The organism is Pseudomonas sp. P9_2 (genome assembly GCF_034008255.1).
GTDB lineage: Bacteria > Pseudomonadota > Gammaproteobacteria > Pseudomonadales > Pseudomonadaceae > Aquipseudomonas > Aquipseudomonas synxantha_A.
In genome coordinates, this window is record NZ_CP125376.1 from 5,108,633 (window position 1) to 5,121,255 (window position 12,623).

General features: G+C 59.0%; 8 protein-coding genes. 2 read left to right on the forward strand and 6 right to left on the reverse strand.

Going from position 1 to position 12,623, the window contains the following annotated elements; translation table 11 throughout:
- Nucleotides 1–13: 13 nt before the first annotated feature.
- Nucleotides 14–2,389 carry an efflux RND transporter permease subunit gene (locus QMK52_RS22660; protein WP_005787841.1) on the reverse strand — a complete coding sequence of 792 codons (2,376 nt, stop codon included), beginning with the start codon at nucleotides 2,387–2,389 and terminating at the stop codon, nucleotides 14–16.
- 16 nt (nucleotides 2,390–2,405) lie between these two features.
- The gene (locus tag QMK52_RS22665) at nucleotides 2,406–3,446 is read right to left on the reverse strand and encodes a WD40/YVTN/BNR-like repeat-containing protein (RefSeq protein ID WP_005787840.1); all 1,041 of its coding nucleotides are present in this window, start codon (nucleotides 3,444–3,446) and stop codon (nucleotides 2,406–2,408) included.
- A 298-nt stretch (nucleotides 3,447–3,744) separates the two neighbouring features.
- On the opposite strand from QMK52_RS22665, the gene QMK52_RS22670 reads away from it, so the two are divergent.
- Complete coding sequence (locus QMK52_RS22670; protein ID WP_005787838.1) at nucleotides 3,745–4,860, forward strand: Gfo/Idh/MocA family protein; 1,116 nt, start codon at nucleotides 3,745–3,747, stop codon at nucleotides 4,858–4,860.
- A 379-nt stretch (nucleotides 4,861–5,239) separates the two neighbouring features.
- On the forward strand, nucleotides 5,240–7,321 hold the full coding sequence (locus QMK52_RS22675; RefSeq protein WP_194440570.1) for a M10 family metallopeptidase C-terminal domain-containing protein: 2,082 nt from the start codon (nucleotides 5,240–5,242) through the stop codon (nucleotides 7,319–7,321).
- A 26-nt stretch (nucleotides 7,322–7,347) separates the two neighbouring features.
- On the opposite strand, the gene QMK52_RS22680 is transcribed toward QMK52_RS22675, so the two are convergent.
- The 4 genes from QMK52_RS22680 to QMK52_RS22695 are packed head-to-tail and all read right to left on the reverse strand — an operon-like array spanning nucleotide 7,348 to nucleotide 12,616.
- The gene (locus tag QMK52_RS22680; protein ID WP_194440569.1) at nucleotides 7,348–9,051 is read right to left on the reverse strand and encodes an AMP-binding protein; all 1,704 of its coding nucleotides are present in this window, start codon (nucleotides 9,049–9,051) and stop codon (nucleotides 7,348–7,350) included.
- A 31-nt stretch (nucleotides 9,052–9,082) separates the two neighbouring features.
- Nucleotides 9,083–10,381 carry an acetyl-CoA C-acetyltransferase gene (locus QMK52_RS22685; protein ID WP_194440568.1) on the reverse strand — a complete coding sequence of 433 codons (1,299 nt, stop codon included), beginning with the start codon at nucleotides 10,379–10,381 and terminating at the stop codon, nucleotides 9,083–9,085.
- A complete protein-coding gene (locus QMK52_RS22690) occupies nucleotides 10,381–11,268 on the reverse strand; it encodes a MaoC/PaaZ C-terminal domain-containing protein (protein ID WP_122732922.1) in 888 nt (295 codons plus the stop codon). The genes QMK52_RS22685 and QMK52_RS22690 overlap by 1 nt, the downstream gene beginning before the upstream one ends.
- Before the next feature lie 4 nt (nucleotides 11,269–11,272).
- A complete protein-coding gene (locus tag QMK52_RS22695) occupies nucleotides 11,273–12,616 on the reverse strand; it encodes a 3-oxoacyl-ACP reductase (protein ID WP_005787830.1) in 1,344 nt (447 codons plus the stop codon).
- Nucleotides 12,617–12,623 lie beyond the last annotated feature (7 nt).

The following is a 12,623-nucleotide window of genomic DNA, read 5'->3' on the forward strand; positions in this document are numbered from 1 at the left end:
TTTTTGCATTGACTCAATGCGCAAACAACGAATTGCCCTTCTGCCCCGCCAGTTTCTCAGGCTTGATCAGGAACCGCGCGAGTGCGGGTAGTAGCCACAACGCGCCGAACATGTTCCACAACAACATGAAGGTCAGCATCAGGCCCATGTCGGCCTGAAACTTGATCGCCGAGAAGATCCAGGTACACACGCCGATAGCCAGGCACAGACCCGTGAACAGCACAGCCTTGCCGGTGGATTTCAACGTCTGGTAGTACGCCTCTTGCAGCGGCAAACCTGCACGCAGGAAACTTTCCAGACGGCTGTAGATGTAGATACCGTAGTCCACGCCAATCCCCACACCCAGGGCCACCACCGGCAAGGTCGCGACCTTGACGCCAATACCCATGAACGCCATCAGCGCGTTACCCAACACCGAGGTCAGCACCAGCGGCAGCACAATGCACAAAGTCGCCGCCCAGGACCGGAAGGTGATCATGCACATGGTCGCCACACACAGGTACACCAGGATCAGGATGATCAGTTCCGACTCCTTGATCACTTCGTTGGTGGCGGCTTCGATCCCTGCGTTACCAGCAGCGAGGATGAACTCCAGGCCGTCCTTGTTGTTTTCCTTGGCGAAGTCCTGCACAGCGTGCACCGCACGGTCGAGGGTTTCGGCCTTGTGATCGTTGAGGAACACCAGCACCGGCGCCAGGGAACAGTTGTTGTTGTACAGGCCATCGGCACGGGCAATGGAGTTGTTCAGTACGTCGGGGTTACGCGACAGGGTTTCCCATTTCAGGTTGCCCTCGTTCATGCCTTTGATCATTTGTTTGGATACGGTCACCAACGAGATCGCCGACTGCACACCCTCGGTGTTCTGCATCTTCCACATCAACTGGTCGATGGGCGCCATGGCTTCATAGCGCGAGCAACCTTCGGCACGGGTCTTGACCATCACTACCAGCACGTCGGAGCTGGTGGAGTAGTTGCTGATGATGAAGTTGTTATCTTTGTTGTAGCGCGAGTCCGGGCGCAGTTCCGGTGCGCCTTGGTCGAGGTCGCCGATCTTCAGGTTCTGGCTGTACCACAGGCCGCCACCAAAGGCGATCAAGGCCAGGAAAATCGAGACCGGTGCGACTTTCGGGCTGGCGAATTTGGACAGCAGGCGCCAGAACGCATGTTCGCGGTTCGCATCTTTCTTGCTTTTGGCGATGGCGCGTTTGCTGATGCCAACGTAGGAAATCGCCACCGGCAGCAGGATCAGGTTGGTGAACACGATCACCGCCACGCCGATCGATGCGCCAATGGCCAGTTCACGGATCACGCCGATATCAATGATCAGCAGGGTAATAAAGCCGACCGCATCCGCGAGAATCGCGATCATCCCCGGCAGGAACAGTTGCCGGAACGTGCGGCGCGCAGCCGTCAGGGCGTTGTCGGCCTCACCGGATTGCAGGGCGATACCGTTGATCTTCTGTACGCCGTGGGAAATACCGATGGCGAAGATCAGGAACGGTACCAGCATCGAGTAGGGATCCAGCCCGAAACCGGCGGCATGCATCAGACCCAATTGCCATACCACCGCCACCAATGTGGTGCTCAACACTGCGATGGTGCTGCGCAGGCAGTTGGTGAACCACAGCAACAGGACCAGGGTGATGCCAAAGGCCACGCCAAAGAACAGCACCACCATGATCAGGCCGTCGATCAGGTCTCCGACTTTCTTGGCAAAGCCGACAATGTGGATTTTTACATTAGGGTTTTGCGCCTCGAACTTGTTGCGGATCTTGTCCTCAAGCTCGTGGGAAAACTTCTGGTAGTCCAGGGCCAGTAGCTTGCCCTGGTCCTGCGGGTCAGGGTAGGACTCCAGCAACGGGATATCGACAATGCTCGACTTGAAATCGTTAGCCACCAAACGCCCGACCTGGCCGGACTTGAGCACGTTGTTGCGCAGTTGGTCGAGGCTTTGCGGCGAGCCGTTGTAGCTCTGCGGGATCACTTCACCGCCGGCAAAGCCTTCTTCGGTCACTTCGGTCCAGCGCACGCTGGGGCTCCACAGCGACTTGAGGCCCGAACGATCGACGCCGGAGATGTAGAACACCTCGTCATTGATCTGACGCAGGGTCTCCATATAGTCCTTGGTGAAGATATCCCCATCCTTCGCCTCCACCGAAATGCGCACGGTGTTGCCCAGGTTGGCCAGGTCGTTGCGGTGCTCCATCATCTTTTCGATGAAGGGGTGCTTGAGGGGGATCATCTTTTCAAAGCTGGTAGACGGGCGAATCAACGTCGCCTGCCAGAACAGGAAAATGCTCACCAGCAGGCAGATGACGATCACCGCCGGGCGATTGTTAAAAATCAGGCGCTCAAGAAAGGTCGCTTTATCGTTGTGATGACTGCTCATGCGTTCCCCGCCCTTCTTATTGTTTTACGAGTTCGGCGCCGGCGGGCGTGGCGACACGAACGCCACCCTGCCCCACCAGAATCAAGTTGCCATTGCCTGCGGCTGTGACTGCCGAGAGTGAAATCCGGTCCGGGCGATTGAACACGCTGAACGTCTGGCCGTCGTCATGACTGACCACCACGCTGCCACCGTTGCCGACCACGACGATGGCGCCATCATCAAGCAAGGTGGCGCCAGACAGGCCGAACTCAAGCGCACCGCGTGTGGCATTGAGTTCGACCTGCTCCCAAGTGCTGCCGAAATCCGTGGAGCGGTAGAGATTGCCGCGCAAGCCATAAGCCAGCAGGGTCTGCGGCTGCGCCGTACTGATCACGCCAAACAACGAGCCCTCGTAGGGGCCTTCGAGTTTCTCCCAGGTTTGGCCATCGTCGCTGGAGCGGAACATGCTGCCCTGTTCGCCGACGATAAACAGGCCGGCGCCCTTGATCCGGGCAATGGCGTTGAGGTGAAACTGGTCTTCGTTATCGAGGCGGTCACTGACGTCGGCCCAGGTGGTGCCGCCGTCGGTGGTTTCAATCAACGCACCGTAGGCGCCGACGGCCAGTCCGTGCCTGGCATCGTTGAACCACACATCGAGTAGCGGCGCTTCGCGCTTGAGGTCTTCATATTGCTGAGTCCAAGTGGCGCCGCCATCGGAACTGGCAAGAATTTGCGCATCATGGCCGACGGCCCAGCCCTGTTTGTCATCGACGAAAAACACCGCCGTGAGCAGTTGCCGGGTGGGGACTTTGGCTTGGGTCCAGGTGTTGCCCTGGTCATCGGAATACAGGATATGCCCACGATCACCGACCGCCACCAGGCGCTTGCCGGCGTGAACCACATCGATCATCAAGCCTTTGGCGGCCTTGGGGGATTGAATCGCAAATACCGCGGCGGCGGAGGTATCGCTGGCGGCCAGCACGGGCGTAGACAACACCGCACCGGCAAGCAGCGAGAGCGCTGTGGCCAGCAACGCAACCCTGCGTGCGGCGCGTGGGCGGCAAACAACCCAACCCATGACAGGCTCACTCATAGACCTTTCTCCCATTTATTATTGTTAGGTCGGCTTATCTTCCAGGACGTTGAAACCTGCAATCTAGAGCGCCTGGAGTCAGCACGGGCCATCCTATCGGGCTTTGGAATCGTCTGACAATCGGCGCTACGTTATCTTTTGTTAACTGGCGGCGTTTGGCTACGGCTGAATAGGTTCATATCAACTGAAGTGATGAGTGAATTTTTATTCCAACTATTGATATTTACGAATTTTTATTCCATTAATGCCATCCCTGAAAACAATAATCCAAAGGACCACGGCTATGCGTGAACTCGGAATCGGCTTGATCGGCACAGGCTTCATGGGCCGTGCCCACGCGTTGGCGTTCAATAATGCGCGCACAGTGTTCGAGTTGCCGGTACAGCTAAAGCTTGCTGCCCTGGCCGATGCCGACACCGAGCGCGCCCGACGCTGCGCAACGGCCTGGGGTTTTGCCCAGGCCCATGGCGATTGGCAGGCGCTGATCGAGGACCCCAAGGTCGATGTCGTGGCCATCACCACCCCCAACCACCTGCACTACCCCATGGCCATGGCCGCGATTGCGGCGGGCAAAGCGGTGTATTGCGAGAAACCCCTGGCCATCAGCCTGGAGCAAGCCGATGCCATGCGCCGTGCAGCCAGCAGCGCCGGGGTGGTGACGCGAGTGGGCTACAACTACCAGCACAACCCGATGATCGTGTTGGCGCGCCAGATGCTAGCCCGGGGTGAGCTGGGCCAGATCATCAGCTTCCAGGGTGAGTTCAGCGAAGACTTCATGGCCGACCCAGTCTCGCCGTGGTCGTGGCGCTGCGAAGTGGGCCACGCCGGTGGTGCTCTGGCTGACCTGGGCAGCCATTTGCTGTCGATGGCCCGTTACCTGGTGGGCGATGTGGTCAGTGTGTGTGCCGATACCCAGACCGTGCATGCTCAGCGCCCCGCTACCCAAGGCAGCACTGATTTGAAATCCATCGCCGTGGATGACCAGGTGCACGCCCTGCTGCGCTTCGCCAATGGTGCACGCGGCACGGTGAGCAGCAGCTGGCTCAAACACGGCTACAAAAACCACCTGTGCTTTGAGATAAGCGGCACCAAAGGTACCTTGGCATTCGATCAGGAGCGCTTGAATGAACTGCGCCTGCACCGCGTCGGCCAGGACGGCTTCCAACGCGTGCTGGCCGGCCCTGCGCTGCCCGGCTATGCGGCGTTCAGCCCGGCGGCGGGGCATCAGTTGGGCTACAACGAGTTGAAGACGCTGGAGGTGCAGGAGTTGATCATGGCGCTGGCGGGGCAAGGTGCGGATGGCACGGACTTCGAGGCTGCATGGGAGGTGGAGCGGTTGGCAACAGCGATTCGCGTAGCAGCCCTCGAAGAACGTTGGGTCAAGGTCAGCGCGCTTTAATCAATCACGGTGCAAATAATCAATCACGTCGCCCTGTCTACGGGCGACGTCACTCAGTGTTGCATGTTCTTTACGCGCACTCATTGCTTGCTTGCTAAATAACGAAAACATGAACGCACGCCTCATTCAACGCCTATTCTGCCTGACAAGTTAACCGTCACCCTTCGCTTAAATATCTTGCCGCCTCCCCCACAAAGTAATTATTCCGACAACACTTAGCACACCAGTAACACGGCCGCAGTTACCTAACAACACAATCATATATCGAAATACTGTACCCCTAGAGCACCCTCCAAAAAGCGTCTAACTTACCCCTGCCTTAAATATCAATTGCAAGCATGGCCAGCAACTAATATCCACTTACTCAAGAGCCTCTATCATGTCGTCCATTCGCGTTTATTGCCCGCCCGCAAAACCGCTTCCTGTGACAACCGGAACTTCCAAGTTACCCGCCAGTAACTCACCCTCTTCCGACCCTTCCAATGAAGTTGCCAAAAGCCTCACTCGAAGCAACTATAAAATAAAAGATCGCAATGGTGACGGACAAATAACGATCTCCTATACACTTAGCGAATTCAGCGAGGCCAAGAAAAGAGCATTCAGGCAGGCACTTCAGTCTTGGGAAGATGTTATAAAAGTCAAGTTTGTCGAAAATGGCAAAAATGCTGACACTCACCTGTCAGTTCGGGAAGTCTCAGGCGGGGGCGGTAGCGCTACGTTGCCAAATGCTTACGGCGCTCAGAGGATAGACATCGGAAAAAATGAAGGGGCTGGGCTACATGCGGCAATGGTCCACGAAATCGGACACACCTTGGGACTTGAGCATCCGGACCTTGACCTCCCTCAAAGCAGCGACGTCTATAGCACTATGAGTTATGGTTTCACCATGTTTCGCCCCTATGAAAACAGTAAAAACTCCTTCGTCGCGGACTCTTCCCAAACCCCGATGATGCACGATATTGCCGGCGCTCATCTGCGATACAAGGCCAACGACGAAACCCGTAAAGGCAATACGACCTACGGTTTCAACTCCAACACAGAGCGCGACCACTATACGTTGACTTCCCCCAACGACTTGCCGTTCTTTTGTGTCTGGGATAACGGCGGCGAGGACACTCTGGATTTTTCCGGTTTCAAAAAAAATCAAAGGATAAACTTGAACGCGGGAACACTCTCGGATGTCGGCGGCCGTGAGGGTAATGTATCAATTGCCAAGGGCGTTGTTATTGAAAACGCCATTGGCGGCTCCGGGCACGATGTGCTGATCGGCAATAATGTCAACAATCGCATGAGGGGAGGTGCTGGCGGCGACACGCTGACCGGTGGAGGTGGCGCAGATACGTTTGTATATAACAGTGTCAGCGACTCATCGGGTGAAAATCCCGATACACTCACAGACTTCACAAGTGGCATCGACAAGATTGATCTGTCAACTATGTTGAAAGATGCGGGCATCCAGAAACCCACGTTTGTTGACCGGCACACGGGGAAGAAAGGTGAACTGACGCTGGACTACGATGAGAGTATCAAGCGCTACAGGCTGACCATGAATGTAACTGGCGACCCCTATTCCATGCTGGTGATTCTGAGTGAAAAGCCCATAAAACCCGAGGATATTTTGACCAGTGCCACGCCAGTTGCGCCACCTCAACCAGAGCCTGAGAAAGAACCTACAACGACTCCAGTCCCCAAACCGGTACCCACGCCCCCGGTAACGCCACCTCAACCAGAGCCTGAGACAGAACCTACAACGACTCCAGTCCCCAAGCCGGTACCCAAGCCCCCAGTAACGCCTTCACATCCCGAGTGCGAGGTCGCCGACACTGTTTATGGCTTCAATTCCAATACCGGCAAGCCTGAAACCAGCCTGACCTCTCCCACCGACAAGCCCGGTTTCAGCGTGCACGACAAACAAGGCAATGACACGCTGGACTTCTCTGGCTTCGCGCAAAATCAGCGAATCAACCTGGCTCCGGATTCGCGTTCCAGCGTGGGTGGTTTGACTGACAACGTGCACATCAGCGCCCAAACCCTTATCGAAAACGCCAAAGGCGGCACAGGCAACGATCGTATTACCGGAAACAGTGCGGACAACGTCCTGACCGGAGGTGGCGGAGCCGACATTCTGACCGGAAACGGTGGCTTCAACACTTTCACTTATCATGCCGCCAGCGACTCGCTGCGCAACAACGCCGACTTGCTCATGGACTTCACCACAGGCCAGGACAAGATCGACTTGAGCAGCCTGAGCGAAAACACGCAGCTCAAGTTCAACTACGTCACTCAGTACAGCGGACAACCGGGCGATACCATCCTGACATTCAACCCAAAAACCAATAGGTACTTACTCGGTGTCGATTTGACGGGAAATGGCAAGACTGACTTTTTGATCAAAAGCATCCGACCGATCCACAGCGAGGATGTCATTGGTCTCAATTTCCGGGAAGATGGTTACCTCTGACGATTGGCGAGCCCCGGTGAACCGAGTCAGCGCAATGCGCGCCGCAGTACCTTGCCAACAGTCGTCTTGGGCAGCTCGGTACTGCGAAACTCCACATACCGGGGCACCTTGTACCCCGTCAGGTATTCCCGGCAATGCGCAAGAATCTGCTCCTGGGTCAGGGCCGGATCCTTGCGCACCACGATGATCTTGACCTTCTCCCCACTCACGGCATCTTCCACACCGATCGCCGCCACTTCTGCGACACCCGGGTGCATCGCCACCACATCCTCGATTTCATTGGGGTACACATTGAAACCCGAGACCAGAATCATGTCCTTCTTGCGGTCCACCAGGCGAATATAGCCGCGCGCGTCCATCACCCCGATATCGCCCGTGGACAGCCAACCGTCGGCATCCAATACCTCAGCGGTTTCCTTGGGCCGCTTCCAGTAGCCCTGCATCACTTGCGGGCCACGTACTTGCAGCTCGCCTTGCTCGCCGATGTCAGCCAGCTCGCCGTCTTCGCGCATGAAACGTACCCAGGTCGACGGCAACGGCACGCCGATGCTGCCGGTGAATTCCATCTCGCGCATACGCGAAATATCGATAGGGCTGATGCTCACCACCGGCGAACACTCGGTCAGCCCGTAGCCTTCGATGATCGGCAGCCCGGTCACCTCCTTCCAGCGCTTGGCCACCGCGGTGTGGGTGGCCATACCGCCGGCGATCACCAGGCGCAGGTCGGAAAAATCCCGCGAGCAGAATTCCTTGTTCTCCAGCAAGCCATTAAACAGCGTGTTAACCCCGGCAATCCCGTTGAAGCGCTCTTTGCGCAGGATCATCTGCACCCGCTTCACGTCCCGCGGGTTGGCGATGAGGATATTGCGCCCGCCCAGGCACATGAACATCAGGCAATTCACGGTCAGCGAAAAGATGTGGTAAAGCGGCAGCAGAGTCACATTGGTTTCCTGCTTGTGCTGGTCCAGTTGGTCGCCGACCCAGGCCTTGGCTTGCAGCAGGTTGGCAATGATATTGCGATGGCTGAGCATCACGCCCTTGGCATCGCCGGTAGTGCCGCCGGTGTACTGCAGGAAGGCCAGTTCATCGCGATCCAACGCAACCGGCAAGTGGTGCAACCCCCTGCCCTGTTTGAGCACCTGGTTGAAGCGCAGCGCGCCGGGCAGCGTGAAGGCTGGCACCTGCTTCTGCACGCGGCGCAGGATAAAGTTCATCGCAGCGCCCTTGAAGGTCCCCAGCAAATCACCGATAGCCGCTAGCACCACGCGCTTGACGCTGCTGCCGGCCATGGCTTTTTCCAGGGTGTGGGCGAAGTTCTCGAAGATCACCACGGTTTCGGCGCCGCTGTCCTTGAGCAGGTGCTTGAGTTCATGGGCGGTGTACAACGGGTTGACGTTGACCACCACGGCACCGGCCAGGATCGTGCCCAACAGGCAGATCGGGTATTGCAAGCAGTTGGGCATCATCAGCGCCACGCGGTCGCCCTTCTTTACGCCCTGGCCCTGTAACCAGGCGGCAAAGGCGATGCCCTGAACCCGCCAGTCGGCGTAGGTCATTTCGGTGCCGATGCTGACGTAGGCCACCCGCTCGCTGAACTTTTCCAGATGCTCCAGGAACACTTCACGCAGCGACGGATACGCCTCGATCCCGGCCTCGATATCGGCTGGAACGCCGGGCAGGTAAGTGTTCAACCAGATACGTTCGGTGTGTTCCAGGCTGATAGCGTTCATGGCAGTGTCCTTATTGTTGTTTTTAAAAGCGTTACTTTTCGACGATGGCGGTAATGCCCAGCCCACCCGCCGCACAGATCGAGATCAGGCCGCGACCGCCACCACGTTCATGGATCGCCTTGGCCAGCGCCGCCAATTGCCGACCGCCAGTGGCCGCGAAAGGATGGCCGCAGCCCAGTGAGCCACCGTTGACGTTCATCTTGCTGCGCTCGATGGTGCCCAGGGGTGCATCAAGGCCGAGCCGCTCGCGGCAATATTCAGGGTCTTCCCACGCTTTGAGCGTACACAGCACCTGGGCGGCAAACGCTTCGTGTATCTCGAATAAATCAAAGTCGGCAAAACTCAAGCCTTCCCGTTGCAACATGCGCGGCACGGCGTAGGCCGGTGCCATCAGCAGGCCCTCGGTGCCGTCGACAAAATTTACCGCCGCCGTCTCACCCGTGCGCAAGTAAGCCAGCACCGGCCAGCCATTGGCGGTAGCCCATTCTTCGCTGGCAAGCAGCACCACCGAGGCGCCATCGGTCAAGGGCGTGGAGTTGCCGGCAGTGAGCGTGCCGTTCTGGCGATCGAATACCGGCGACAGGCCCGCCAGTTTCTCCAGGCTGATATCGGCACGCAGGTTATTGTCGCGGGCCAGGCCGCGATGGGGGCTGATCAGGTCGTCGAAAAAACCGCGGTTATAGGCCGCGTCCAATCGTTGGTGGCTGGTAAGGGTCAACTCGTCCTGGGCCAGGCGCTTGATCTGCCAGCGCTTGGCCATTTCTTCGCAGTGCTCGCCCATGGACAGCCCCGTACGCGGCTCGCCATTGCGCGGCAGCAGCGGCTTGAACAACATCGACGGGCGTACGTTGAGGAGTTGCTTGAGCTTGTCGCCCATACCCTTGGCGCGATTGGCCGCAAGCAAGGTATGGCGCAAGGATTCGTTGATGCCGATAGGCGCGTCGGAGGTTGTGTCGGCGCCACCGGCAATGCCGACTTCGATCTGGCCCAGAGCGATTTTATTCGCCACCAGCAGCGCAGCTTCAAGCCCGGTGCCGCAGGCTTGCTGCACATCATAGGCCGGGGTTTGCGGCGACAGTGTGGTGGACAACAGCGCTTCACGGGCCAGGTTGAAATCCCGCGAATGCTTGATCACTGCCCCAGCGGCAAATTCGCCCACGCGTTGGCCATGCAGCTTGTAACGGTCGACCAGGCCCTGGAGAGCGGCGACCAGCAGATCCTGGTTGCTGTCATGGGCATACACCGTGTTGGAGCGAGCAAACGGAATGCGATTGCCGCCGATAATCGCCACGCGGCGAGTTGGCGCCGGGTTGAAGCTGTAGTCACTCATCACTGGTTCTCTTTCCAAATAAACAGCCCGCGCATATGGGGTTTGTCCCCGGCGAAATTGCGCACTTCGAACTCACGTCGTGGGCCGGTCACCGGGTGGCTCCACAGGGCGACCTGGCCAGGCAGGAAAATCGGCAACTTGAAATCGCAATGCGCTTGCGCCTGCTCCAGGCCACCGGGCGGTTGTTGCGCCGCCAATGCACGGCCCAGCGTCCACATGCCATGGGCGATGGCACGGCGAAAACCAAAGAGCCTGGCGCCAATGACCGAGGTGTGAATCGGATTGAAATCCCCCGAGACCTTGGCAAAGCGTCGCCCCAGGTCAGCCGGCAACACCCAGCGTTGGGTACGCAACAAACCGTCTTCCTGCAGCGGCAAAGGGTCACTCCAGGGTTCGCCCACGGGGTCATCGACGTCACGACGCAGGTACAGGCTGTCGCTTTCCCACACCAGGACGTCAGCACCGTAGGCCCGGGTGGCGATACTCAGCGCCTGCCCCTTGGGATGCGCGACCCAGCGCTCGCAGTACACCTCCACGCGCAACGCCTGGCCCTCGTGCAGGCGTTGGTGCTGGCGAATGCGATTGGCCAGGTGCACCATGCCGCTGGCCGGGTACGGGAAGCTTGGCCGGGTCAGCAGCATCAAATGCAGTGGGAACGCCAACACATGAGGGTAGGACAGCGGCACGCCCTGTTCACGCCGAAAGCCACAGGCCCGTGCGTAAGCGGCGATACCCGCGGGGGAAAGCGCCACCGCGGAGCGCACCAGGCACGCCGTGGGTAACAGCGGCGCACCGTCGAGCTTGGGCTTGCGCATAGCGCGCATACCGTCGAGCAGCAGCTGCGTGCGCGACGGCGGCGGGTCGATAATCTGTGTCACATAGTCCATCGCTTCAGGCTCCCAACAGGCTTTGGCCACACACTCGCACGACCTGGCCATTCACTCCGCCCGACGCAGGATGAGCGAGCCAGGCGATGGTCTCGGCCACATCAATGGGCTGCCCGCCCTGAGACAATGAATTCATGCGCCGCCCGGCCTCACGGATCATCAACGGGATCTTCGCGGTCATCTGGGTTTCGATAAAACCGGGCGCCACCGCATTCACTGTGACCTGCCGGGCCGCCGCATGCGGTGCCAGACCTTGCACCAGGCCAATCACGCCCGCCTTGGAGGTGGCGTAGTTGCTTTGCCCCAGGTTGCCGGCAATCCCTGAGATCGACGACACGCAGATGATGCGCCCACCGGCGTTGATGCCCTGGTTGTCGAGCAAGGCTTCACTGAGCTGCAACGGCGCCTGGAGGTTGACCGCCATCACGCTGCGCCAGGCGGCTTCAGTCATCTTGGCGATGGTCTTGTCACGCGTGATCCCGGCGTTGTGCACCACCACATCAAAGCCACCGTACTGGTTGGCATGGGCTTGCAACAGCGCGGCAGTATCGGCGGCGGTGATGTCCAGGGGCAACGACGACCCGCCGACGCTGGCGGCGGCCTGTTGCAAGGCTTGCTGGGCCTGGGGCACGTCCACGCACACCACATGGGCGCCGTCACGCGCCAGCACCTGGGCGATGGCCAGGCCGATGCCTCGGGAAGCACCGGTGACCAAGGCACGGCGACCGGCGAAGGGTTTGTCCCAATTGACGGTGGTGTTGCCATCCACAGGTTTTTCCAGGCGCACCACCTGCCCCGATACATAGGCAGAGCGGCGTGAGAGGAAGAAGCGCAAACTACTGTCCAATGCCTCCTCGGCACCCGGCGCCACATACAACAATTGCACGGTGATCGCCCGACGCAGCTCCTTGGCCAGCGAGCGCACCAAACCCTCGAGGGCGCGCTGGGCGATGGCTTGGGGCAAGCCCTGGCAGTGTTCCGGCGCGGTGCCGAGCACCACCACTCGGCCATGTTGACCGAGGCGTTTGGCATTGGCGTGGAAGAACAGGTAGAGCTCGTCCAACTGTTGCAGATCGACCACGCCACTGGCATCAAACACTGCGCCTTGCACCTTGACCGTCGACGGCGCCTTGAGGGTTGCCGCCGTGGCGGCGACGGTGTCGGTGGCGCTGAAGTTACGCAGCACCGACGCCGCCAGGCGCCCTGCCCCGGCGATGATCACCGGGTTGGCCAGCCCGGCCTGGCCGCTGCGATAACGCTGCAGCGGCAAGGGTTGCGGCAAGCCAATAGCCTGGGCCAGGCGACGGCCCCAGGGGGAGTTGACGAATGAAAGGTAGTTGTCACTCATGGTAAGC

Excerpts from the sequence above, each read along its gene's own strand:
- QMK52_RS22660 (WP_005787841.1), bottom strand. The coding sequence starts at position 2,389 with ATGAGCAGTCATCACAACGATAAAGCGACCTTTCTTGAGCGCCTGATT.
- QMK52_RS22665 (WP_005787840.1), bottom strand. The coding sequence starts at position 3,446 with ATGGGTTGGGTTGTTTGCCGCCCACGCGCCGCACGCAGGGTTGCGTTG.
- QMK52_RS22670 (WP_005787838.1), top strand. The coding sequence starts at position 3,745 with ATGCGTGAACTCGGAATCGGCTTGATCGGCACAGGCTTCATGGGCCGT.
- QMK52_RS22675 (WP_194440570.1), top strand. The coding sequence starts at position 5,240 with ATGTCGTCCATTCGCGTTTATTGCCCGCCCGCAAAACCGCTTCCTGTG.
- QMK52_RS22680 (WP_194440569.1), bottom strand. The coding sequence starts at position 9,051 with ATGAACGCTATCAGCCTGGAACACACCGAACGTATCTGGTTGAACACT.
- QMK52_RS22685 (WP_194440568.1), bottom strand. The coding sequence starts at position 10,381 with ATGAGTGACTACAGCTTCAACCCGGCGCCAACTCGCCGCGTGGCGATT.
- QMK52_RS22690 (WP_122732922.1), bottom strand. The coding sequence starts at position 11,268 with ATGGACTATGTGACACAGATTATCGACCCGCCGCCGTCGCGCACGCAG.
- QMK52_RS22695 (WP_005787830.1), bottom strand. The coding sequence starts at position 12,616 with ATGAGTGACAACTACCTTTCATTCGTCAACTCCCCCTGGGGCCGTCGC.